The organism is Arsenicicoccus piscis, assembly GCF_022568835.1.
Lineage (GTDB): Bacteria > Actinomycetota > Actinomycetes > Actinomycetales > Dermatophilaceae > Arsenicicoccus > Arsenicicoccus piscis.
Genome location: NZ_JAKZHV010000007.1, coordinates 159,121 through 182,798 on the forward strand (window position 1 = coordinate 159,121; position 23,678 = coordinate 182,798).

At 71.3% G+C, this 23,678-nt stretch carries 21 protein-coding genes and 1 pseudogene; 15 read left to right on the forward strand and 7 right to left on the reverse strand.

Going from position 1 to position 23,678, the window contains the following annotated elements; all coding sequences use genetic code 11:
- Positions 1 to 33: 33 nt before the first annotated feature.
- The 6 genes and pseudogenes from MM440_RS13310 (at position 34) to MM440_RS13335 (ending at position 5,285) form a co-directional block, all read left to right on the forward strand.
- The gene (locus tag MM440_RS13310; RefSeq protein WP_241444843.1) at positions 34 to 753 is read left to right on the forward strand and encodes a maleylpyruvate isomerase family mycothiol-dependent enzyme; all 720 of its coding nucleotides are present in this window, start codon (positions 34 to 36) and stop codon (positions 751 to 753) included.
- On the forward strand, positions 750 to 1,412 hold the full coding sequence (locus MM440_RS13315; RefSeq protein ID WP_241444844.1) for an MBL fold metallo-hydrolase: 663 nt from the start codon (positions 750 to 752) through the stop codon (positions 1,410 to 1,412). Before MM440_RS13310 ends, MM440_RS13315 begins: the two co-directional genes overlap by 4 nt.
- A gap of 408 nt (positions 1,413 to 1,820) precedes the next feature.
- A pseudogene (locus MM440_RS13320) lies at positions 1,821 to 2,033 on the forward strand (MBL fold metallo-hydrolase); the annotation flags it as partial.
- A 63-nt stretch (positions 2,034 to 2,096) separates the two neighbouring features.
- Positions 2,097 to 2,900: a methyltransferase domain-containing protein gene (locus MM440_RS13325; RefSeq protein ID WP_241444845.1), complete on the forward strand. Its 804-nt coding sequence runs from the start codon at positions 2,097 to 2,099 to the stop codon at positions 2,898 to 2,900.
- An 85-nt stretch (positions 2,901 to 2,985) separates the two neighbouring features.
- On the forward strand, positions 2,986 to 4,041 hold the full coding sequence (tdh, locus tag MM440_RS13330) for an L-threonine 3-dehydrogenase (protein ID WP_241444847.1): 1,056 nt from the start codon (positions 2,986 to 2,988) through the stop codon (positions 4,039 to 4,041).
- Positions 4,041 to 5,285: a glycine C-acetyltransferase gene (locus tag MM440_RS13335; protein ID WP_241444848.1), complete on the forward strand. Its 1,245-nt coding sequence runs from the start codon at positions 4,041 to 4,043 to the stop codon at positions 5,283 to 5,285. The genes tdh and MM440_RS13335 overlap by 1 nt, the downstream gene beginning before the upstream one ends.
- Here MM440_RS13335 and MM440_RS13340 read toward each other — a convergent pair.
- Entirely contained in the window at positions 5,252 to 6,088 is an 837-nt protein-coding gene (locus MM440_RS13340) for a serine hydrolase (RefSeq protein WP_241444849.1), read from the reverse strand. The two genes, MM440_RS13335 and MM440_RS13340, sit on opposite strands and share 34 nt — an antisense overlap.
- On the opposite strand from MM440_RS13340, the gene MM440_RS13345 reads away from it, so the two are divergent.
- Together MM440_RS13345 and MM440_RS13350 are read left to right on the forward strand one after the other, a co-directional pair.
- Positions 6,087 to 6,764: a C40 family peptidase gene (locus MM440_RS13345; RefSeq protein WP_241444850.1), complete on the forward strand. Its 678-nt coding sequence runs from the start codon at positions 6,087 to 6,089 to the stop codon at positions 6,762 to 6,764. The genes MM440_RS13340 and MM440_RS13345 overlap by 2 nt on opposite strands.
- A 5-nt stretch (positions 6,765 to 6,769) precedes the next feature.
- A complete protein-coding gene (locus MM440_RS13350) occupies positions 6,770 to 7,699 on the forward strand; it encodes an EamA family transporter (RefSeq protein WP_241444851.1) in 930 nt (309 codons plus the stop codon).
- Here the strand turns inward: MM440_RS13350 and MM440_RS13355 are convergent.
- The gene (locus tag MM440_RS13355; protein WP_241444852.1) at positions 7,696 to 8,685 is read right to left on the reverse strand and encodes a TerC family protein; all 990 of its coding nucleotides are present in this window, start codon (positions 8,683 to 8,685) and stop codon (positions 7,696 to 7,698) included. The two genes, MM440_RS13350 and MM440_RS13355, sit on opposite strands and share 4 nt — an antisense overlap.
- A 94-nt stretch (positions 8,686 to 8,779) precedes the next feature.
- Positions 8,780 to 10,888, reverse strand: coding sequence for an excinuclease ABC subunit UvrB (gene uvrB / locus MM440_RS13360; protein ID WP_241444853.1), 2,109 nt, complete (start codon positions 10,886 to 10,888; stop codon positions 8,780 to 8,782).
- A 125-nt stretch (positions 10,889 to 11,013) separates the two neighbouring features.
- Between uvrB and MM440_RS13365 the strand changes: the two genes are divergently transcribed.
- From MM440_RS13365 to MM440_RS13390, 6 genes are all read left to right on the forward strand, one after another.
- Positions 11,014 to 11,838, forward strand: coding sequence for a MerR family transcriptional regulator (locus tag MM440_RS13365; RefSeq protein WP_241444854.1), 825 nt, complete (start codon positions 11,014 to 11,016; stop codon positions 11,836 to 11,838).
- A 44-nt stretch (positions 11,839 to 11,882) separates the two neighbouring features.
- A complete protein-coding gene (locus MM440_RS17430; RefSeq protein WP_241444855.1) occupies positions 11,883 to 12,815 on the forward strand; it encodes a siderophore-interacting protein in 933 nt (310 codons plus the stop codon).
- A gap of 77 nt (positions 12,816 to 12,892) precedes the next feature.
- Positions 12,893 to 13,945 (forward strand): iron-siderophore ABC transporter substrate-binding protein, encoded by a 1,053-nt coding sequence (locus MM440_RS13375; protein ID WP_241444857.1) that lies wholly within the window; start codon positions 12,893 to 12,895, stop codon positions 13,943 to 13,945.
- On the forward strand, positions 13,938 to 14,972 hold the full coding sequence (locus MM440_RS13380) for a FecCD family ABC transporter permease (RefSeq protein WP_241444858.1): 1,035 nt from the start codon (positions 13,938 to 13,940) through the stop codon (positions 14,970 to 14,972). The genes MM440_RS13375 and MM440_RS13380 overlap by 8 nt, the downstream gene beginning before the upstream one ends.
- Positions 14,969 to 15,949: an iron chelate uptake ABC transporter family permease subunit gene (locus MM440_RS13385; RefSeq protein ID WP_241441759.1), complete on the forward strand. Its 981-nt coding sequence runs from the start codon at positions 14,969 to 14,971 to the stop codon at positions 15,947 to 15,949. Before MM440_RS13380 ends, MM440_RS13385 begins: the two co-directional genes overlap by 4 nt.
- Before the next feature lie 25 nt (positions 15,950 to 15,974).
- A complete protein-coding gene (locus tag MM440_RS13390; protein WP_241441760.1) occupies positions 15,975 to 16,814 on the forward strand; it encodes an ABC transporter ATP-binding protein in 840 nt (279 codons plus the stop codon).
- On the opposite strand, the gene coaE is transcribed toward MM440_RS13390, so the two are convergent.
- From coaE to MM440_RS13405, 3 genes are read right to left on the reverse strand one after another with little or no spacing between them, the layout of a single operon-like run.
- Positions 16,756 to 17,949, reverse strand: coding sequence for a dephospho-CoA kinase (coaE, locus tag MM440_RS13395; RefSeq protein WP_241441762.1), 1,194 nt, complete (start codon positions 17,947 to 17,949; stop codon positions 16,756 to 16,758). The two genes, MM440_RS13390 and coaE, sit on opposite strands and share 59 nt — an antisense overlap.
- Positions 17,950 to 17,994: 45 nt before the next feature.
- Positions 17,995 to 20,610: a zinc ribbon domain-containing protein gene (locus tag MM440_RS13400; RefSeq protein ID WP_241441764.1), complete on the reverse strand. Its 2,616-nt coding sequence runs from the start codon at positions 20,608 to 20,610 to the stop codon at positions 17,995 to 17,997.
- Between the two features lie 54 nt (positions 20,611 to 20,664).
- Positions 20,665 to 21,546 (reverse strand): hypothetical protein, encoded by an 882-nt coding sequence (locus MM440_RS13405; protein ID WP_241441765.1) that lies wholly within the window; start codon positions 21,544 to 21,546, stop codon positions 20,665 to 20,667.
- 136 nt (positions 21,547 to 21,682) lie between these two features.
- On the opposite strand from MM440_RS13405, the gene MM440_RS13410 reads away from it, so the two are divergent.
- A complete protein-coding gene (locus MM440_RS13410) occupies positions 21,683 to 22,132 on the forward strand; it encodes an NUDIX hydrolase (protein WP_241441767.1) in 450 nt (149 codons plus the stop codon).
- 138 nt (positions 22,133 to 22,270) lie between these two features.
- Here the strand turns inward: MM440_RS13410 and rpsA are convergent.
- Positions 22,271 to 23,678, reverse strand: a 1,408-nt coding sequence (gene rpsA, locus MM440_RS13415) for a 30S ribosomal protein S1 (RefSeq protein ID WP_241444859.1), incomplete at its 5' end; no start/stop codon positions are given.

The window sequence follows — 23,678 nt, forward strand, 5'->3', positions numbered from 1 at the left end:
CTGACAGACCCCCCATCCACTAGGTTGTCTCGCATGACGGATGCCGCTCGCCAGGCCGAGCTGTCGGCCCTCGTGGCCGAGACCGCGGCCCTGCTAGACACCGCCCGGTCGCTCGACGACGCCGCTTTGCGTGAGCCGAGCCTGTGCCAGGGGTGGACCCGCGCCCACGTGCTCAGCCACCTGTGGCACGGCGCCGACGCCCTCGGCCGGCTGGTGACGAGCGCCGAGACGGGCACCGCCACCCCGCTCTACGCCTCCCCCGAGAGCCGGGCCGCGGAGATCGAGGAGGGTGCTCGCGCGGACCGGCAGACGCTGCTCGACCAGCTGTCGGCGGCGTGCGACCGGCTGGCCACGGCCCTCGCGGGCATGGGGCCGGACGCCCTCGCGGCCGAGGTCCCCCTGCGCGGCACCACCGTGGCGGGCAGCCGACTGGCCTGGGTGCGCCGCCGCGAGGTGGGCTTCCACCACGTCGACCTGCGGGCGGGATACACGTTCTCCGACGTCGACCCGGCGCTCGCCGAGAGCTGTCTCGCCGACCTGGTCGACCGCTACCGCGCGAACCCAGCCACGCCGTCGCTGTCGCTGCGCACCGACGAGGGCGATGTCTACGCGATCGGCGACGGGAGGCCGGTGGTGTCGGCACCCCGTGCTGGAATGCTCCTGTGGACCGCTCGCGGGGTGCCGGACGGCATCGACGCCCCTCCCGCGGATCAGCTCCCAACCCTGCCGAGCCTGGAGGTGGCGAAGCCATGACCTACACCGGAGACGTGGCCCCTGGCGGCCCGAGCGACGTCCGCGAGCTCGAGCACGCGGTCATCCGCAAGATGGCCGTCTCGTCGATGCACAACAACGTCTATCTCATCACCTCCAAGGCCACGGGTGCCCAGCTGCTGATCGACGCGGCGGACGACCCCAAGCGGATCGCGGCGCTCGTGCGCGAGGGCAGCGGCCAGCTGGACCTGCTCGTCACCACGCACCTGCACTGGGACCACACCCGGGCGCTCAAGGACGTGGCCGAGGCCACCGGCGTGCGCACCGCCGCGGGGCGCGAGGACGGCCCGACCCTGCCGGTCAAGCCCGACCAGCTCCTCTCCCACGGCGACACGCTCACGGTCGGCGACCTCACGTTCGACGTGTTGGGGCTGCGCGGGCACACGCCCGGCGGGATCGCGCTCGTCTACCAGGAGCCGGGCGGCGACGCGCACATCTTCACCGGCGACAGCCTCTTCCCCGGCGGCGTGGGCAACACCAAGAACCCCGGACAGAGCTTCGCGTCGCTCATCGACGACGTCGAGCGGCGGATCTTCGACGTCTACGACGACGGCGCGTGGGTCTACCCCGGTCACGGCGGCGACACCACCCTCGGTGCCGAGCGGCCCAATCTCGACGACTGGCGCGCCCGGGGCTGGTGAGGCCCGGGGTCCCGCTTGACTTCCAGCAGCCCGCGACGTGCCTGTAAGGATGATGAATGGCTACCAAGTTCCACGTTGGCGACCAGGTGTGGGTGCCGTCGACAAAACTTGGCGGATCTCTTCCATATGCATTGACCTCGCGAGAAGTCAAAGGGCAGCGAAACCGGTCTGTGACGGTTGACGCGCAGGGCGGCGCGACAGTGAACGTGAGCAGTCGGTTGGTGCACCCAAACACGCTGGGATTTCTCATTCTCTCCATACCCACCTCCTTCATGGCCACGAATTCAAGGCATCCGCCCGCCTGGCGGATGCGGCAACCGAGGGGATCAAGTTCCGACACTGGCGAAATGGGCGACTCCAGACGGCCCCGCGCGCAGCACTTATTTCTGCAGTCTCGCCATGACCCTCACCGTGGTATTCACCGGCGACAGCCTCTTCCCCGCCGGCGTGGGCAACACCAAGAACCCCGGACAGAGCTTCGCGTCGCTCATCGACGACGTCGAGCAGCGGATCTTCGACGTCTACGACGACGGCGCGTGGGTCTACCCCGGTCACGGCGGCGACACCACCCTCGGTGCCGAGCGGCCCAATCTCGACGACTGGCGCGCCCGGGGCTGGTGAGCCCCCGCCTGCTAGCGTCTCACTCGGCAAGACTTACGTCTTGATTTATGAGATGAGGTAGAGATGGCGCCATCGCAGTACACCCACGGGCACCACGAGTCGGTGCTGCGCTCGCACACGTGGCGGACCATGGAGAACTCCGCGGCCTACCTGGTCCCCCACCTGCGCGCCGGGCTGGACGTGCTGGACGTCGGGTGCGGTCCGGGCACCATCACCCTCGACCTCGCCGAGCGGGTGCGCCCGGGCCGGGTGATGGGTCTCGACCCCTCGCAGGACGTCATCGCCACGGCCCGCGGGCACGCCGACGACCGGGGCGACACCACGACCGAGCTGACCACGGGCGACGTCTACGCGCTCGCGTTCGCCGACGACTCGTTCGACGTGGTCCACGCCCACCAGGTCCTGCAGCACCTCGCCGACCCCGTCGCAGCGCTGCGGGAGATGGCGCGGGTCACCCGCCCGGGTGGTCTGGTCGCGGCGCGGGACGCCGACTACGCCGCCATGTGCTGGTGGCCGCTGGTGCCGGGGCTGGACCGGTGGCTCGAGGTCTACGAGGCCGTGGCGCGCAGCAACGACGCCGAGCCGGACGCCGGGCGGCGCCTGCTCGGCTGGTCGCAGCAGGCCGGCCTGGCCGACGTGACGCCGTCGGCGAGCGTGTGGTGCTACGCGACGCCCGCCGAGCGCGACTGGTGGGGCTCGCTGTGGGCCGACCGGATCACCCGGTCAGACCTGGCCACCCAGGCGGTCGATCGTGGCCTCAGCGACGCCGACGAGCTGGCCGAGCTGGGTCGAGCGTGGCGGGAGTGGGCGGCGGCCCCGGACGGCTGGTTCACCGTCGTGCACGGCGAGATCCTCGCGCGGGTCTGACCGACCGGTCACGCCCGGTGGATCCGCGCCGCTAGATTGACGCCCACGAGGCCGCTCGACGAGGAGCGGCAGAACGGCGGAGATCATGCGTGCACTGGTCAAGACCGGCCCCCACCCCGGGCTGGAGCTGATCGACCTTCCCGAACCGTCGGTGGGACCCACCGACGTCAAGATCCGCGTCCTGCGCGCCGGCCTGTGCGGGACCGACCTGCACCTGCAGGCGTGGGACGACTGGGCGGCGGCCACGGTGACGCCACCCCTGATCCTGGGCCACGAGTTCTACGGAGAGGTGGTGGAGGTCGGCAGCGACGTCGCGAGCGTGCAGGTGGGACAACGGGTCTCGGGCGAGGGGCACGTCGTGTGCGGCTACTGCCGCAACTGTCGCGCCGGCCGGCGGCACGTCTGCATCAACACCCAGGGCGTGGGCGTCAACCGCGCCGGCGCGTTCGCGGACCTCGTCGTCATCCCGGCCGCCAACGCCTGGGTCCAGCCCGACTCCGTAGACCCTGACCTGGGCGCCATCTTCGACCCCCTCGGCAATGCCACGCACACGGCGCTGCAGTGGCCGCTCGTCGGCGAGGACGTCGTCATCACCGGCGCCGGCCCCATCGGCGTGCTCGCCACCGCGATCGCCCGGCACGCCGGCGCGCGGCACATCGTCGTCACCGACCTGTCCGACACCCGCCTCGGCCTGGCGCTGGCTGCCGGCGCCGACCTCGCCGTCAACGCGGGGCGCGAGCGGCTGCGCGACGCCCAGAAGGCGCTGGGGATGAAGGAGGGCTTCGACGTCGGGCTGGAGATGTCCGGTGCGCCGCCCGCCGTCAGCGAGATGATCGACAACATGAACCACGGCGGCCGGGTCGCCATGCTCGGGCTGCCGAAGGACCCTTACCCGATCGACTGCGGCAAGGTGATCACCCACATGCTGACGATCCGCGGGATCTACGGCCGGGAGATGTTCGACACCTGGTACGCCATGTCCTCGATGCTGCAGACCTCGACGGTCTTCGCCGACGCGGTGCGATCGGTCATCACCCACCGCTTCCCCGCGCAGCAGTGGGAGGAAGCGTTCGACACGGCCCGGTCCGGGCAGTGCGGCAAGGTCATCATGGACTGGAGCGACGAAGGAGCAGTGGGCTGATGTTTGCGTTCAAGGACGAGCTGGCGACCACGCTGCACGAGATCCGGGCCGCGGGGCTCTACAAGGACGAGAGGCGGCTCACCACACCGCAGTCCGCGCACATCGCCACGGCGCAGGGTGACGCGCTGAACTTCTGCGCCAACAACTACCTCGGCCTGTCCGACCACCCCGACGTCGTCGCAGCGGCGCGAGAGTCGTTGCAGCGGTGGGGATTCGGCATGTCGAGCGTGCGCTTCATCTGCGGCACGCAGGAGCAGCACACGGCGCTGGAGGACGAGCTGTCCGAGTTCCTCGGCACCGACGACACGATCCTGTACTCGTCCTGCTTCGACGCCAACGGCGGCGTCTTCGAGGTCCTCTTCGGTCCGGACGACGCGATCGTCTCCGACGAGCTCAACCACGCCTCGCTGATCGACGGCATCCGACTGTGCAAGGCCACGCGCTACCGCTACCGGAACGCCGACATGGCCGACCTGCGCGACCAGCTCACCGCCGCGCGCGACGCCGGCGCCCAGCGCGTCGTCGTGGTGACCGACGGCGTCTTCTCGATGGACGGCTCCTACGCCCCGCTGCCCGAGATCTGTGACCTGGCAGAGGAGTTCGAGGCGATGGTCATGGTCGACGACTCGCACGCCGTGGGTTTCGTCGGCCCGTCCGGCGCCGGCACCCCCGACCACTTCGGGGTGCGCGACCGCGTCGACCTGCTGACCGGCACCCTCGGCAAGGCCCTCGGCGGGGCGTCCGGCGGCTACGTCAGCGGCCCCCAGGAGGTCATCGACCTGCTGCGCCAGCGCTCACGGCCCTACCTGTTCTCCAACGCGGTGGCCCCGAGCGTCGTCGCGGGGTCGCGAAAGGCCCTCGAGATCGCCCGCACGTCCGACGAGGGCCGAGCCGCGCTGCAGCGCAACGCCACTGCCTTCCGGGCGCAGATGTCGGCGGCCGACTTCGACCTGCTGCCGGGCAGTCACGCCATCGTGCCCGTCATGTTCCCGGGGGACGACGGAGCCCGCGTCGCGGCCCAGGTGGCCGACGCGATGCTGGAGCGGGGGGTCTACGTGATCGCTTTCTCGTATCCCGTGGTGCCGCAGGGTCGGGCGCGAATTCGCGTGCAGCTCAGCGCTGCTCACAGCGAGGAGGACGTGCGCGCATGCGTGCGGGCGTTCACCGAGGCGCGTGACGAGGTGCGCGGGCGGTCGGGCGGCGGCCCAGGTCAGTCGGGTCGGACCGGCTCCGTCTCGAGGTAGCCGAGGACGGCCTCGCCCACGGCCGACAGCGCCGGCAGCACACTGATGCTGTAGTCCGCCCCGTGCCGGCGGTCGTACATCTCGGTGGCGACGCACGCCACCGTCGCCCACCGACCACCGGTCTCGATCAGCGCGATGTCGTGCCGCACGCCCGGCAGGTCACCGGGTTTCGAGCCGTGCCAGACGTGGTCGGGCAGCAGCGCGGTGATGCCGACGGCGTGCTGCTGCTCGGCGAGCAGGTCGCGCACCAACTGGGTGGAGCGCTGCCCGAGCACCACACCGGCGCGCACCGCAGCGAGCAGGCCGGCCATGTCACCGGCCGTCGTGTGGTTGTCGCGGCCGTCCTCGGCGGCTGCGCTGTCCATGAAGCGGCGCCCGACCACGGTGTGCTGCATGCCGATCTCTCGCGCCGTCGCCGTGATCCGGTCCAGGCCGAGGTAGTCGAGCATCAGGTTGCCGGCGTCGTTGTCCGACAGGACCACCATGAGCCGCAGCAGCTCCCCGATGGTGAGCTCCTCGACCGACGGCAGCAGCGCCAAGGCCCCGGACCCGCCCACCCGCTCGGCGACCGGGGGCAGCGCCACCGACTGGTCCAGCCTGGCCCGCCCCGCGTCGACCTCGCGCAGCAGCGCCACGAGGATCGGCACCTTGACCAGACTGGCGGCGCTCACGACGCGGTCGGCGTCGAAGCCGGCGACGACCCCCTGCTCGGCGCACACCTGCACGCTGATCCGGCCGGGCGCGTGCCGGATGATGTCGCGCAGGTCGCGCGCGAGGGAGGCGGCGGGGTCCAGGGCAGTCATGGGTGCCAGTATGGCGGGTGTGCTCACCGCCTCCGAGCTGACCTCGCTGTGGCCCTCCCCCGCCGCGTCGGCCGATCTCGATCGCCTCACCCAGGTGGTCCCCGGCGAGCCGGTGCTGGTGGTGGGCCGTGCGCCGGCCGCAACCCGGGTCGAGGTGGTCCTCCCCTGGCAGCCCAGCAGCCTGGACCCGCGCGGCTATCCCGGCTGGGTCGAGACGTCCGCCTTGGTGCCGGGGTCAGCCGTAGGCCCTGGCACCGGGCCGGGGAAGCCGCACCGCGCCGACCCCCGTCCGGTGCCGGCGATCGCCGCCGACCACCTGGGCACGGCCTACCTGTGGGGTGGGTTGAGCCAGGCCGGGATCGACTGCTCGGGGCTCGTGCACCTCGCGGCTCGCCGCGCCGGCCTGGTCGTCCCGCGCGACGCGCACGACCAGCATCATGCGTTGCCCGGGGTGCCCCTCGACCAGGTCCGGCCCGGCGACCTGCTGTTCTTCGCCCCCGCACCGGACGCCACCATCACCCACGTGGGGCTCGCCACGACCGCTGCACCGGGGACAGCACCCCGGATGCTGCACGCGCCCCAGACCGGAGCCGTGGTGGTGGAGGAGCCGCTCGACGAGCACCGCCGAGCGACCCTGGTCGCCGCCGCGCGGCTCGCGCCCTGCGCACTAGGGTGAAACCCATGACCTCGCCGATGCGCGCCGTGCGGTCCAGGTCGGCGTCGCCGTCCGGGTCGCCGTTCGTGTCGCCGACCGTGCTGGTGCTCGCGGGCATCGTGTCGGTGCAGTTCGGCGGCGCCCTCGCCGCGACGCTGGTGCCGCTGATCGGTGCGCCGGCCACCGTGACCTTCCGGCTGCTGGTGAGCGCCGTGATCATGGCGCTGATCACCCGGCCGAGGCTGCGCGGGCACGGCTGGCCCGCCTGGCGGGCCGGGCTGCTCTTCGGCGTGGCCCTCGGCACCATGAACTTCACGTTCTACGAGGCGCTGGCCCGCCTGCCGATCGGCGTCGCCGTGACGATCGAGTTCCTCGGACCCCTCGCCCTGTCGGCGGCGCTCTCGCGCAAGGCCAAGGACGCCGCGGCCGTCGTCGCGGCGCTGCTCGGCGTGGTGCTCATCTCGCAGGCTCTGACCGTGCCGTGGGACCAGCTCGACCACGCCGGCATCGCGTTCGCCGCGACCGCAGGGGCCTGCTGGGCGGCCTACATCCTGTGCAGCCGGGAGGTGGGGCGACACTTCGCATCGCTGGACGGGCTGACCGTAGCGCTCGTGGTCGCCGCGGCGCTCGTCTCCCCGATCGGGGTGCTCACCGCGCACGGACCGCTGACCAGCCCGACCATCCTGATCGGCGGCGTCGGGATCGCGCTGCTGTCCTCGATCGTGCCGTACTCCCTGGAGCTGCTCGCGCTGCGGCGGATGGACCCGCGCGTCTTCGGCATCCTGCTGAGCCTGGAGCCCGCGGTCGCCGCGCTCGCCGGGCTGCTGATCCTGCGTCAGCGCCTAGATCTGGTGCAGCTGCTGGGCATGGCCCTCGTGGTCGGCGCGAGCGTGCTGATCATGACCGGCGCCCGACCGGCGGCCACCGTGGCCGAGTCGTCGGCCGACGTCGGCTAGCTCTGAGCGTTCGCGCGCTCGTCGCGCCGGGTCTTGGCCAGGCTGGCGACGGTCGTGACGCCGAGGATCAGCACGATGGCGCCGAGGGAGACACCGATCGGGATGTCCGGGGCCCACGCGATGTGCTCGCCACCGTTGATGAACGGCAGCTCGTTCTCGTGCATGGCGTGCAGGATCAGCTTGACGCCGATGAACGCGAGCAGGACCGCGAGGCCCAGGCCGAGGTAGACGAGCCGCTTCAGCAGCCCACCGATGAGGAAGTAGAGCTGGCGCAGACCCATCAGCGCGAAGATGTTGGCCATCAGGACCAGGAAGGGCTCCTTGGTCAGGCCGAAGATCGCCGGGATCGAGTCGAGCGCGAAGAGCAGGTCGGTCGTGCCCAGCGCCAGGATGACTATCAGCATCGGCGTGATGACCCGGCGGCCGTTCTCGTGCGAGATCAGCTTGGTGCCGTGCCACTCGGCGGTCGCCGGGAAGTGCTTGCGGACCCAGGAGATGAAGGCGTTCTCCTCGTAGTCGTCGTCGTCGCTCTCGCCCTCGAAGGCGAGCTTGACAGCGGTGTAGATGAGGAACGCGCCGAACAGGTAGAAGATCCAGGAGAACCGGTTGATCAGGCCGGCGCCCACCGCGATGAAGATGCCGCGCAGGACCAGCGCGATCACGATGCCCACCATCAGGGCCGACTGCTGGAGCTTCTCCGGGACGGCGAACTTGCTCATGATGATGAGGAAGACGAAGAGGTTGTCGACCGACAGGGAGTACTCGGTCAGCCAGCCGGCGAAGAACTGCAGGCCGTAGTCGGCGCCCGCAAAGAACCACACCCCGAGCCCGAAGACGATCGCCATGGCGACGTAGACGGCGAGGTGGCGTCCCGACTCCCCCATCGAGGGGACGTGTGGGCGGCGGGCGATCACGAAGATGTCGAAGAGCAAGACCGCCAGGGTCACTGCGAGGGTGACGATCCAGACCCACAACGGGATGCTCATGTACTGCCTCTCCTCGACCGGCGAACGCCGCTAAATCGTCTCATAGGGCTCTCAGGTGGACGGAATCGACGGCCGCGCCGGTCCAGCTCGTGGCTCACTTGGTCGCCTCCGTCATCTGGCGCAGCTCCTTCTTGAGCTCGCGCACCTCGTCACGCAGCCGCGCCGCGAGCTCGAAGTGCAGGTCGGTCGCGGCCTGGTGCATCTGCTCGGTGACGTCCTGGATGAGCTGGGCCAGCTCGGCTGCGGGCAGGTCGGCCGCCTCCTTGAGGACGGCACCCGGCTCGGCGGAGGTCGCCGCCGCGACCGCACCCCGCCCGCGGGCCCCCCGGGACTGGTTGCGCCCCGCGCCCATCAGCGACTGGGTGTCGGCCTCCTCGCGGGCGATGAGGTCGGTGATGTCCGCGATCTTCTTGCGCAGCGGCTGGGGGTCGATGCCGTGCTCGCGGTTATAGGCGATCTGCCTGTCCCGGCGCCGGTTGGTCTCGTCGAGCGCCTGCTGCATCGAGTCGGTGATGGTGTCGGCGTACATGTGGACCTGACCGGAGACGTTGCGCGCGGCGCGACCGATGGTCTGGATCAGCGACCGGGTGGAGCGCAGGAAGCCCTCCTTGTCGGCGTCCAGGATGCTGACGAGCGAGACCTCGGGCAGGTCCAGGCCCTCGCGCAGCAGGTTGATACCGACCAGGACGTCGAACTCACCGAGGCGCAGCTCGCGCAGCAGCTCGACCCGGCGCAGCGTGTCGACCTCGGAGTGCAGGTAGCGGACCCGGATGTCCTTCTCGAGCAGGTAGTCGGTCAGGTCCTCGGCCATCTTCTTGGTCAAGGTGGTGACGAGCACCCGCTCGTCCTTGGCGGTGCGCTCGGTGATCTCGTGCATGAGGTCGTCGATCTGGCCCTTGGTCGGCTTGAGCACGATCTCGGGGTCCACCAGGCCGGTCGGGCGGATGATCTGCTCGACCACCCCGTCGGACTTGGCCAACTCGTAGGGGCCCGGCGTCGCCGAGAGGTAGACCGTCTGCCCGACCCGCTCGAGGAACTCCTCCCAGCGCAGCGGCCGGTTGTCCATCGCGCTCGGCAGCCGGAAGCCGTGGTCGACCAGCTGACGCTTGCGGGACATGTCGCCCTCGAACATCGCGCCGATCTGGGGCACCGTCACGTGCGACTCGTCGATGATCAGCAGGAAGTCCTCGGGGAAGTAGTCGAGCAGGGTGTGCGGCGCGCTGCCGGGGGCTCGACCGTCGATGTGCCGCGAGTAGTTCTCGATGCCGGAGCAGCTGCCGACCTGCTGCATCATCTCCATGTCGTAGGTGGTGCGCAGCCGCAGCCGCTGGGCCTCCAGCAGCTTGCCCTGCTGCTCGAAGGAGGCCAGCTGCTCCTCGAGCTCGGTCTCGATGGTGCGCAGCGCCCGCGTCATCCGCTCCTCGCCGGCGACGTAGTGGGTGGCGGGGAAGACATACATCTCCTGCTCCTCGCGGACCACCTCACCGGTGAGCGGGTGCAGCGTGTAGAGCCGCTCGATCTCGTCGCCGAAGAACTCGATCCGGATCGCCAGCTCCTCGTAGACCGGGATGATCTCGACCGTGTCGCCGCGCACGCGGAAGGTGCCGCGGGTGAAGGCGAGGTCGTTGCGCGTGTATTGCATCTGGACGAAGCGGCGCAGCAGGTCGTCGCGGGACAGTTCCTCACCGACCTTGAGGTCGACCATGCGGTCGACGTATTCCTGCGGGGTGCCGAGGCCGTAGATGCACGAGACGGACGCCACGACGATGGTGTCGCGCCGGGTGAGCAGCGAGTTGGTGGCGCTGTGCCGCAGGCGCTCGACCTCGTCATTGATCGACGAGTCCTTCTCGATGTAGGTGTCGGTCTGCGGGATGTAGGCCTCGGGCTGGTAGTAGTCGTAGTAGGAGACGAAGTATTCGACGGCGTTGTGCGGCAACAGCTCTCGGAACTCGTTGGCGAGCTGGGCGGCCAGCGTCTTGTTGGGCGCCATCACGAGCGTCGGGCGCTGGACCTGCTCGATCAGCCAGGCGGTCGTCGCCGACTTGCCGGTGCCGGTGGCGCCGAGGAGCACGACGTCCTGCTCCCCCGCGTTGATGCGTCGGGTCAGGTCGTGGATGGCCGCCGGCTGGTCACCCGACGGCGAGAACTCCGACACCACCTCGAAGGGGGCGACGGTGCGCTTGAGCTGTGTCGTGGGCCGCATGCAAGAAGACTAGACGCGACCTCTGACAGACCCCCCACCTACAGCCCTTCGGCCGACCCTACGAGCGACCCCACGAGCGAGATGGTTGACTCTGACACTGTGTCAGGGCCGACGGTGAGGACGTCATGATCAGCATCGGAGACTTCGCCCGGCTCGGACGCGTGTCCGTGCGGCAGCTGCGCCACTACGACGCGATGGGTCTGCTCCGGCCGGCCCGGGTCGACCCGTGGACGGGCTACCGCTCGTACGACGTAGACCAGCTGCAGCGCCTCAACCGGCTCCTCACGCTCAAGGACCTCGGACTCTCGCTCGACGAGGTCCGCCAGATCCTCGACCAGGAGCTCACGGGCAGCGCGCTCGCCGCCCTGCTCAGGCACCGGCACGAGGCGCTCGCAGCGCAGATCCAGGCCGACACCGCGCGGCTGGACCGGGTCGCGGCGAGGCTCCGACTCATCGAGAGGGAGAGCACCATGAGCCAGACCACCATCGAGATCAAGCACGTCCCCGCCCTGCGCCTCGCGGTCGTGCGCGGCCGGGCACCGGAGATCGACAGCGCCGAGATCAGCCCCGTGATCCAGCACGGGTTCGCCACGCTCGGGCAGGCGATGGCGGACCACCGCGACCTCGTCGTCGGACCCCCGGTGGCGTACTACGAGGACCTCCCCGACGGGGCCGGTCTCGAGTGCTGCGCCGGCCTCCCCGTGCGCGCCGACGCCGAGCTGCCGGACGGTGTCGAGGCGCTGGACCTGCCGGCCGTGGAGCGGATGGCGACCTATCTCCACGTGGGCGCCATGGACAGCATCAGCGCGGCCTACCAGGAGCTCGGAACCGGCATCGCGCAGGCCGGGGACCGGCCCGACAACACCTCGCGGGAGGTCTACATCGACTGCGACGCACCCGACCAGGCGCAGTGGATCACCGAGATCCAGATGCCGCTGGTCGACAGGTGAACGAGTTAGGTAGCCCTAACTAAGGGTGTGCTAAGTTCGCCCGCGTGAGCCAGTCTCCGGTCTACCTCCCGTTCGACGCCCAGGTGGCGCGCGTGCACGACGTGGCGCCGCACCTGCGGCGGATCACGCTGGTGGGAGACGACCTGCGACGCTGCCACGAGCGGTGCCTGGACCGACGAGTCAAGATCCTGCTCCCCCGGCACCCGGGTGACGCCCTGCGCGACCTGCCGCGCGGCGAGGACTGGTACGCCGACTGGCTGGCGCTACCCACCGACGAGCGCCCGGTGATGCGCACCTACACCCTGCGCGCCGTCCGTCCGGAGGTCGGCGAGATCGACCTCGACTTCGTCCTGCACGACGAGCCTGGCCCCGCCGGTGCGTTCGCCGCCGGGGCCAGGCCGGGCGACCGGCTCGTGGTCGTCGGCCCCGTGGCCGGCTGCGTCGCGGCCGCCGACGCCGGCATCGGCTGGCTGCCCGGACGCGCCCGCCAGGTGCTGCTGGTCGGCGACGAGACCGCCGTCCCCGCCATCGCCAACATCGTCGGCTCGCTCCCCCGCGACACGACGGGCGCCGTGCTCGTCGAGGTGCCGGCCGACACCGACGTGCCCGAGCTCGACGCGCCGCCCGGCCTGGCCGTCACCGTGCTGGCCCGCGGCGAGCAGCCGCACGGTGCCCAGCTCGTGGCGGCGGTGCGCGCCAGCTGCTGGTCGCCCTTCGACGCCGGCGAGCGCCCCGCGGTCCGCCACCACAGTCCGGTAGACCCCACCAAGACCCCCAGCGCCGACCCCGAGCCCGGCGAGGACTCCGCGCTCTGGGACACCCCGACCGAGCCGGTGACCGCCGACCACTACGCGTGGTTGGCCGGGGAGAGCACCGTCATCACCACGCTGCGGCGCCACCTGGTGCGCGAGCGCGGCTGGCCCCGCGACCGGGTGGCCTTCATGGGCTACTGGCGCGCCGGCCGGGCCGAGTGCTGACTCCCAGACCAGACGCCCTGCACCGACACCTTCAGCACCACCACACCCCTGACCCATCACGCCCCCCGAGGAGCACCATGACCCTGCTCGACCGCCGCACCCTGCTGACCAGCACCGTCGCGGGGGTGGCCCTGCTCGCGACCGGCTGCGGCACTGGCTCGGGCGGATCCGGCGAGGCCGCCGGCGGAGCGAGCACCGGCGCCACCGGCGCGGGCGCGGCGGGCGCCTTCCCCGTGACCATCAAGCACGCGCTCGGCACCGCCACGATCCCCGCCGCGCCGAAGCGGGTCGTCACCCTCGGCCAGGGCGCCGCGGAGACGGCTATCGCGCTCGGGGTGATCCCCGTGGGCACCGAGACCTACGCCTGGGGCGCCGACAAGGACGGTCACCTGCCCTGGGTCAAGGAGGCGGTGCAGGCGGCGGGCGGCACCCTGCCGACGACCTTCACCGGCGGCCAGCAGGTGGACGTCGAGAAGATCGCCGAGCTCAGCCCTGACCTCATCCTCGCGCCGTGGTCCGGGATCACCGCAGCCGAGTACGACCAGCTCAAGGACATCGCGCCGACCGTCGCCTACGCCAAGACGCCCTGGGCGACCACCTGGGACGGCGAGATCACGACCGTCGCCACCGCCCTCGGCAAGCCCGACCAGGCGCCGGTGCTGATCAAGAAGATCGACGACACCCTCGCCGCTGCGGCCAAGGCGCACCCCCGATGGGCGGGCAAGACCTTCGCCTACACCTACACGACCGGCCCCGGCACCTTGGGGGTGTACATGCCGCAGGAGCAGCGCGTCACCATGATCAGCAAGCTCGGGCTGACCCTCGACCCGGTGATCGCGACGCTGCAGCCCAAGGACGGCGCGGACTACACGCTCATCGGGCTCGAGAACGCCAACAAGCTGAAGGACGCGGACCTGCTGTTCACGTTCTACATGGACGCGGCGACCAAGAAGCAGGTCGAGAGCCAGCCGCTCTACGCCGCGATCCCTGCCGTCAAGCGCGGCACGGTCGTGACCTCCTCCGACCAGCAGCTCGTCACCGCCATGTCGATGATCAACCCGCTCACGGTGCCGTGGGCCCTCCCCCGGCTCAGCACGCTGATCGACGAGAAGGTCGCGCTCCTTGGCTGAGTCCGTCGTGGCCGGGCCGCGCCCACGGCGGGTCGTGGTCGCCCTGCCCGCCCTCGTCGTCGCCGGCCTCGCGCTGGTGGTGGCGGTGCTGGTGAGCCTCGCCGTGGGGAGCAACCTGGTGCCTCTCCCGGAGCTGCTCGCCGCGGCGCGCGGGCACGGCGACCCCTACGTGCAGACGCTGCTCGACGCGCGGGTGCCGCGCACCCTCACCGGCCTGCTCGCCGGTGCCGCGCTGGCGATCGCGGGCACGTGTGCGCAGGTCGCGACGCGCAACCCGCTCGCCGACCCCGGCATCCTCGGGATCACGACCGGCGCCTCGGCGGGCATCGTGACGGTCACGAGCGCGGCTACGGGCCTCGCCGACGGAAGCGCCGCCGGTGGGCTCGGGCTGATCGGCGGCGCCCTGCTCGGGGCGGTGGCCGCGACGGTGGCGGTCATGGCGCTCGGCGCGGCCGGTCGCGAGACCGAGGGCACCCGGCTGCTCCTCGGCGGAGCGGTCGTCACCGCGGTCACGCTCGCCTACAGCCAGGCGATGGCGCTGCGCAGCCCGGCGGCATTCGAGGCGCTGCGCTACTGGAGCGCGGGGTCGCTGGCCGGTAGCGCGGGTGTCCCCGTCCTCATGCTGGTGGCGGTCCTGGTGGCTGCGGCCGGCGCGTTCCTCGCCGGCCGAGCGCTCGACGCCCTCGCCCTCGGTGACGAGACCGCCTCGACCCTCGGCCACCGGCCGGCCCTCACCCGCGCCGTCGTGCTGCTGCTGGTGGCGCTGCTCGCCGCCGCGGCCACCGCGCTCACCGGGCCGATCGCGTTCGTCGGGCTGGCCGTGCCCCACATCGCGCGCACCCTCGTGGGTGCGGGGACCCTGCGCCAGCTCACCGCCGGTGCCCTGATCGGGCCGGCGGTGCTGCTGCTCGCAGACTCCCTCGGACGGGTCGTCGCACGACCGGGCGAGGTCCCGGTCGGCGTGGTCACCGCCGTGCTCGGCGCCCCGCTGCTGCTCGTCCTGCTGCACCGACGGAGCAGCCGATGACCGCCCGTAGACCGGTCCTGGCCGTCGCCGGTCTGGTGCTCACGCTCGTCGTGGTCGCCTCGGCGACCCTGGCGGCCGGGCGTCTCGGGATCGCGCCCGGCCGCCAGCTGGACGCCCTGTGGGACCTGGCCCGCACCGGTGACGGGCCGTTCGTGCTCAAGCGCCTGCGCGGGCCGCGCCTCGCCACCGGGATCGGTGCCGGCGCGGCGCTCGGGCTCGCCGGCGCGCTGCTGCAACGCACCTCCGGCAACCCCCTGGTCACCCCTGACGTCATCGGCATCACCGCCGGTGCCGGCGCCGGTCTCTCCCTGTCGCTGCTGGTGCCGTCGCTCCCCGCCGGGGTCGGGGCCGTGCTCGGCGCGGCCCTCGCCGCGCTGATCGTCCACCGGTCGACGGGCGTTGGCTTCCGCGACCCGGCCGCCGTGATCGTCGCGGGCATCGGCGTCGCGGCGCTCGCGACGGCCCTCACGCAGTGCGTCATGATCAGCGTGCGCCGTGAGGAGGCCGAAGCGCTCGGTGCCGCCCTCACCGGCAGCCTCGCGGCCCGCACCTGGACCCAGGCCGGCACGGTGGCGCTGGCCGTGCTGGTCCTCGGGGCCGTCGCGAGCACCCTGCGGGGCCGGCTACGGCTGCTCGAGCTGGGCGACGAGGCTGCGCACGCGCTCGGCGGCGCGCCCGGCCCGACCCGCGCCCTCGCCACCGCCGTGTCGATCGCGCTGACCGCGGCGGCCGTCTCGGTCGCCGGGCCGATCATGTTCGCCGCCCTCACCGCACCCCACCTGGCCCGCTGGGTGACCGGGCGGGTGCCGCTGCTCACGGCGGCCCTCGTCGGTGCCCTCGTCGTCGCGGCGGCCGACCTGGCGGTGCAACAGGTCCCCGCCGTGCAACAGCTGCCGGTCGGCGTCCTCACCGCCGCCATCGGCGGCGTCTTCCTCGGCGCACTGCTGCTGCAGCAGTGGCGCACCGGGAGGGCCTGATGACCACCTGGAAGGAACGACTCCGATGAGCCTCGCCATCACCCTCGACGACGTGTCGGTCGACTACCCGCGACACCGGGCGCTGGACCACGTGACCGCGTCCGTGCCGGCGGGCAGCTTCACCGCCGTCCTCGGGCCCAACGGCTGCGGCAAGTCGACCCTGCTGCGCGCCGTCACCCAGCTGGTGCGTCCCTCCGAGGGCGAGGTGCGGGTGGCCGACCGGCCCGTCCGGTCCTACCCCCGCCGCGAGCTCGCCCGCACGCTCGGCCTGCTCCCCCAGCAGACGCCCGTCCCGCCCGGGCTCACCGTGCACGAGCTGGTGCGCCGCGGACGCGCCCCCTACCAGCGCTGGCTCGGCTCCGCCTCGGCCGGCGACGAGGGGCACGTCACCGATGCGCTGACCCGCACGTCGATGCTCGCGCTGGCCGACGCCCCGCTCACCGAGCTGTCCGGCGGGCAGCGCCAGCGGGCCTGGTTCGCGATGGTCCTCGCCCAGGACACCCCCGTCGTCCTGCTCGACGAACCGACGACCTATCTGGACCTCGCGCACCAGTTCGCCCTGCTCGACCTGTGCGCCGAGCTGCACGACCAGGGGCGCACGATCGTCGCCGTGCTCCACGACCTCCCGCAGGCGGCGGCCTACGCCGACCACGTCCTGCTGCTGCACGACGGTCGGCTCGTCGGCGAGGGGGCCCCGCGCGAGGTGCTGACCAGCGCGACGGTGTCCACGGTCTACGGGATCGAGTGCGTGGTAGACCTCGACGCACCCGTCCCGGTCGTCTCACCGCGCCGCCGCGACGACCGGCTCAGGGCTTCCAGCCGGAGTGGCGCGCCCACTCCTGCATCCGTGGCCAGATCTGGCTGAACCACGGTTCCTTCGCCTCGGCGTAGCCATCGGTCCCGCCGAACTGCGCCGCCAGGCGCTGCTTCTCGCGCAGGTAGTCGTCGCGCGCCTGGCGGTCGTGGCGCAGCCAGTCGCGGTAGAGCAGGGCGTACTGCCAGCCTGCGCCGCCCATCTCGCGCACGTGCAGCCGCACCAGCCGGCCGGGGTCGCTGGCGCCGTGATAGCGCTTGACCCACAGCGACGGGTCGGGCAGCTGCTCCTTGGGGTGGTCCATCCGCACGTCCTCGATGCGGGGGAAGCCGATCGCAGCCAACGCGTCCACGAACGCCGGGTCGTCGGCGTCGCGCAGGTCGCTGACGCCCACCTGCAGGTCGATGACATCCTTGCCGTCGAGCCCGGGCACCGCCGTCGAGCCGATGTGCTCGATCTCGGGCGCGCGCTCGCCGAGGACCTTGCAGATCCGGGCGATCGCCCGCTCGGCGTGCAGCGGCCAGCTCTCGTCGTAGTCGACGACCTCGGCCCCGTCGCCGCGCCGGGCTGCCTCGCGGGCGCGCAGGTTGGCCTCGAAAGGCACGATCCGGTCATCCCACAGCCGCTGGACCTGGGCGTCGAGGTCGCCCTGCGCACCGTTGTTGTCGAGCAACACGTCGGCGGCCGCGAGCCGCTGCTCGTCACTGGCCTGGTGCTCCATCCGCGCCCGGGCGTCCGACTCCTGCATGCCGCGCTGCTCGACCAGCCGGCGCAGCCGCACGTCGGGACGGGCGTCGGTGATGACGACGAGGTGGAACTCGTCACCCATGCGCTTCTCGACGAGCAACGGCACGTCGTAGACCACGACCTGGTCCGGAGCAGCCTGCGCCATCAGCTCGGCGGTCCGCCGGCCCACCAGCGGGTGGGTGATCGCCTCGAGGTCGGCCCGCGCGCGGGAGTCCGCGAAGACGACCTCCCCGAGCGCCTCTCGGTCCAGCGAGCCGTCAGCCGCCAAGATCCCCGGGCCGAATCGCTCCACCACCGCGGCCAGCCCGGGCGAGCCCGCCGCGACCACCTCGCGGGCCACCGCGTCGGCGTCGACCACGAGCGCACCGAGCTCGGCGAGCCGTCGCCCGACCGTGGACTTGCCCGAGCCGATCCCGCCTGTGAGCCCGATTCTCAGCATGCCCGTCAGGCTACTCCCACCGGCCCGGTCCGGCCCGGCGCGCCATCACTGGAGGGTGACGCTGACCGATCCACCCGAGACCGTCGCCGTGCCGCTGAAGCTGGCCCTGTCCGTGGTGTCCTGCGGCGATGCAGGGCTGAAGGAGGTGGCCGTGGAGATATAGCTCAGACCGAAGGTCCCGGTGCCGTAGAACGACAGGCCGGCCGCCGTGGGCGTGTCGTCGATGGATACGGAGGTGTCGGTTGGCGCGGTCCAGCGAACAGACTGCACGTCCCCGAAGGCGTAGTAGTCATTGGGGCAGCCCGGGGGGTCAAGCACGGTCGCCTTGGCGCACTCGGCGAGCTTGCTCTGCACCGCCGCGCGCACGGCGGCCTGGGCCCCCGGGGCGAGGGTGCGCTCCAGCTGGACTGTGGACGAGTCCGGCCGGCCCACCGCAACCGTGGCAGAGGCTGCAGCCTCCAACGGCGTCGCCTTGGTCGCGAGCTCGTAGAGGCCAGGCAGCAGGACGAGACTGCTCGGCACACCGACGTCCGCTCCAGCCAGCGTGGCCGCACGGCCCGCGGTGTCTACCGAGACCGTCGCGAGGCCGTCCTCGATGCGCCAGCTCGGGGCCAGTCCCAGCAAGGTGCTCCCGGTACGCACGAGATAGAGCGTCCGCTCGACGCGGGTGTCGTCCTGCAGATAGGAGAGCCGCACGTAGCGGTGGTCGCCGTTGCCGCTGTCGGGCAGCTCCTCGATCGAGATCTCGGAGATGGGGTAGCGCGTGCTCGAGGACTTCAGCACTGCGTCAGTCAGCAGGGCAGGCGGGGTGCCCTCGGGCACGCTCAGGGTGGCGAGCGCGTCATGTGCGGAGCCCGACCGCAGCCCTTCGGCGTAGGAACCAACCGTCCGCCCAGGGCCGTAGAGCGACCCGAAGACGGCTCCGGCGATCCCCACGAGCGCACCGACCACGGCGATGGCGGCGACGCCCCCGAGCGCCAGCCGGACCTGGCGACGGTGGTTCGCAAGGGGTGTCACCTGCTCCCCTGCTGCCTGGTCGGCCAGGTCCATGACGGTCTCGCTCGGTTGACCGCCCTGGCGCATCACCGCGTCCGCCAGCCTCAGGCCCCAGACAGGATGCATGCCGCGTCGGGCGAAGCGGGACACCCACGCGGGGAAGGCACCGGCCAGCTCGGGCAGCAACCACCGCTCGCCGACCAGGAAGATCGCGCCGAGCAGGACGCCGACGAGCAGGGCGCTGCCGGAGTCGAGACCGATCTGACCCTCGCCTGAACCAGTGAGAGCCGAGTGCATGGACGAGTTCCCCGACGCGGACAGGCTCACGGAGGTGAGCATGCAGATGAGCAAGGCGCCCGCGACGGAGACCGACCCGAGCTGCAGCGCCTGCTGCCCGAGCGGCCGACGCGGGTCTCGCCGAAGCCCAAGACGGGCCGCAGATACCAGCGCAATGATCCAGGCGAGGATCGGAAGCACGTGCCAGATCCACGAAAGCTGCTGCTCGGTCAGCACATTCATGTGCGTGGCGCCCTCGACACTCGCCGCAGAGCCCGACAACGAGCTACTGATGCCCTCGCTCAGTCCAGCGATGGCCAGGACGACGTTCGGCAAGAAGGCAGCCAGCCCCAGCAGGAGCGAGACTGTGTCGGAGACGCTGGCACCGGACGTCACCCGATCCGTGGGAATCGCTGCGGTCGGGGCGGTGCTGGACTGCAGGATCAGTGAGATGACGGCGTAGATCACGCCGATCAGGGCCGCACCGGCCAGCGCCGTGACCAGCACTCGGGCCGCATGCAGGTAGCCCCCAACACGCTTGCGCACCGACTCGACCAGGTGCCACGGAGGTCGAGCCACGCAGCCGGCGACAAGGGCGGTGAGAAATGTCGCCAGCAGCGTCGAGAGAGGAGTCAGGCCCATCGACAGCTCGAGACCGAGGCGGTTGAGGTCTGCACCGGGGACGGGTCCGCGCAGCACGATCGCCAGCAGCGAGACGACCAGGGCGTACAGGCCGGCCGAGATGCCGAGGCGGCCCCACGCCTGCTGGCTGCTGCCCGACGGCGCCTGCGCCTCGGCACGGCGGTAGCCCGTGACGAGCGCCCAGACGACGAGCGCCCAGAGGCCGAGCGGGACCAGGCGAAGGACGGCGCTCCCATTGCCGGCTAGCTCGGAGTCGACGATGCTGCCGTCGAGACCGATCTGAGCGCCGTGCGAGATGCCGAAGAGGAGCATGGACCAGCGCAGCCACTCCAGGACCCCGCCTCGAACAGCGTCCGGGACGACCGTCATCGCCACGAGACCCACCAGGACGAACGCGACGAGCAGGCTGCCGCCCCCGGTGATCCCCAGCCAGCGCAGATCCGCTGCGAGCTGGCCAGACGTCGGCCGGAAGGGCTCGATCCGGGGGAAGCCGCGCGTGGCGCTCTCAGCCGTGCCGGCGCTGCCGGCCGTTGCGGCGCCGTCAGCGGTCGGGTGGATGGGGCCCTGCGCGTCGGTCGTCCTCGTAACCGTTGTCAGGGGGACAGGCTGCGACGCAACAGCGGGGTGGGAAGCTCCAGCAGGAGCTGCCGCCTCGGACGGGACGGTAGCTGAGCCCAGCGCCTGGCCGCAGCGGGCGCAGAACTGGCTGCCGGATTCGGCCTGGAGGCCGCACGACGTGCAGAACATGGGACTTCCTCGCGAGTAGCTGGGTAGGGGCGGCGCGACGACCGAGGCGGCCGATCAGCGCAGCGGTCGAAGGCGGCCCGGGGCGCAGGCGTTGGCGCGCTGGGTGGCGGACAAGTCGCTGAAGGTGGAGTCGCACCACGACTTCACGTCGTCAGCCGAGGAGAACCCGAGGTCGGCGATCGTCACGTAATACGGCTTGCCCGCCTTGGTGGTCGTCCCGTCCCCGAACTGCGTGCTGAGGAGCAGCCGCACCGAGGAGCCGAAGCGAGGGTCGTTGCGCAACGCCATGTGCTGGGCGTAGATCGCGGGCCAGTGCCACGCCCCACCACCCGGCGGCGGGGACACCTTGTCAACGATCCCTTCCGCCTTGGCCGACAACATCGCGACGTAGCGGGAGTCGAGGACGATGCCAGGCGCATCGGCCCGCTGGAGCGCTTGCAAACGGACCAGATCGTCCGAGACTGATGCGGTGGGGCTGGACTTCGCCGTCGCAGGGGCACTCGTGGGCGTGCTGTTGGTCGCGTCGGTGGGGGCGGCAGGAGCAGCCGTCGCGGACGAAGACGTGGCAGCCGCTCCCGTGGGCGCGACGCCGGCGGTGCGTGAGCCGGTGGCCGTCGGCATACCCGTAGCGGACGGGGTGGCGGCGACCGGAGCCGCGGTGGACTGCTGGCCGGGCAGGTGGCCGGTCCCGTAGAGCACCGCGCCCACCACCGCGAGGACCGCGACGCCGGAAAGTGCTAGCGCGCCACGGCCCCCACGCTGCCTCGGCACGGGCTCGGCGGTGGCCTGCCCCTCCGGTTCAGCGGCCAGTGACCCCACCCGACCGTTCTCGGTGTCGACCCCTGGGCTGGTGGGCGCATCAACGTGCGCCGAGGACGGCGCCTCGTCCTGGGCCTGCGGCGCAGGCCGGCGCCACTGGATGAACTCGTCTGGCATGTCACTCCCCCTGATGGCCGGTTCGAAACGTAACCACTTGTATCAGGCGGCATGCTTAGAGAGAGATTTAATCCATCGAACGGACCAGTGCGGCCCCCGGGCGGCCCGGCGGGTCAGCACGCTCTACGCTCGTGTCATGAAGCCTGCAACCCAGATCGAGGTCGTCGTCCGGGCGGTGCTGCGCAACGGCCCCCGCATACTGCTGGCCCAGATGAAGGGCTATGACTTCTGGTTCCTCCCCGGCGGCCACGTCGAGGTGGGCGAGTCCGCGCCGGACGCGCTCCACCGCGAGCTGCGCGACGAGCTCGGCATCGAGGTCCATGTCGACCAGCTGATCGCCGTGTCGGAGAACCGCTACGTGCTCGACGACGAGGAGCGGCACGAGGTCAACCTCGTGTTCCTCGCCCGCGTCGAGTCGCGGCCCGAGCACAGCCTGGACCCCCGGCTGGAGTTCCGCTGGTTCCAGACCGACGCGCTGATCAACCTGGACATCCGGCCCAAGGCGCTGGCGACGGTCGTGCGCTACGGACCGGCCGGCAACGAGATGCCGCTGTTCAGCGACGACCTGGGCGCCCGCAAGCGCTGACGTCCCCTGGCGGCGGCACCTGCCGGCGGCACCTGCAGGACTCCCACCCGCAAACGCTGACAGGCCCCGCCCCCACGAGGGGGACGGGGCCTGCGGTGACGAGGGAGACCGGCTGGTGCCGGGTCGATCGCCGGTGGATCAGTTGCCGGTGAGCTTCTCGCGCAGCGCGGCCAGCGCCTCGTCGGACGCCAGGGTGCCCTCGGTGGACACCTGGTCGTTGACCGGGGCGGACGAGGAGTAGGACGAGGACGGAGCGTCCCCACCCGAGACGGCCTCGGCGTCGGCCTTGGCGGCGGACTCGACCTGCGCCTTGTGGGCCTCCCACAGGGCGTGCGCCTCGGCGTACTGCTTCTCCCACGCCTCGCGCTGGGTGTCATAGCCCTCGAGCCACTCGTTGGTCTCGGGGTCGAAGCCCTCGGGGTACTTGTAGTTGCCCTGCTCGTCGTACTCCGCGGACATGCCGTAGAGCGTGGGGTCGAACTCGTTGACCTGGACCGAGCCGTCGTTGGCCTGCTTGAGCGACAGCGAGATGCGGCGACGCTCGAGGTCGATGTCGATGACCTTGACGAAGATGTCGTCACCGACGTTGACGACCTGCTCGGGCAGCTCGACGTGGCGCTCGGCCAGCTCGGAGATGTGCACCAGGCCCTCGATGCCCTCCTCGACGCGCACGAACGCACCGAACGGGACGAGCTTGGTGACCTTGCCCGGGACGACCTGGCCGATGGCGTGGGTCCGGGCGAAGTGCTGCCACGGGTCCTCCTGGGTCGCCTTCAGCGACAGGGAGACACGCTCGCGGTCCATGTCGACGTCGAGCACCTCGACGGTGACCTCCTGGCCCACCTCGACGACCTCGGACGGGTGGTCGATGTGCTTCCAGGACAGCTCGGAGACGTGGACGAGACCGTCGACACCGCCGAGGTCCACGAACGCACCGAAGTTGACGATCGAGGAGACGACACCGGAGCGCACCTGGCCCTTGCCGAGCTCCTTGAGGAAGGTCGTGCGGACCTCGGACTGGGTCTGCTCGAGCCAGGCACGGCGCGACAGGACCACGTTGTTGCGGTTCTTGTCGAGCTCGATGATCTTGGCCTCGATCTCCTTGCCCACGTAGGGCTGCAGGTCACGGACGCGACGCATCTCGACCAGGGAGGCGGGCAGGAAGCCGCGCAGCCCGATGTCGAGGATGAGGCCACCCTTGACGACCTCGATGACGGTGCCGGTGACGACGCCGTCCTCCTCCTTGATGCGCTCGACGGTGCCCCAGGCGCGCTCGTACTGGGCGCGCTTCTTGGACAGGATCAGCCGACCCTCCTTGTCCTCCTTCTGGAGGACCAGGGCCTCGACCTCATCGCCCACGGAAACGACCTCGGACGGGTCGACGTCGTGCTTGATGGACAGCTCGCGCGAGGGGATGACACCCTCGGTCTTGTAGCCGATGTCGAGCAGGACCTCGTCCCGGTCGACCTTGACGATGACACCCGAGACGATGTCTCCGTCGTTGAAGTACTTGATGGTCTCGTCGATGGCGGCGAGGAAGTCTTCC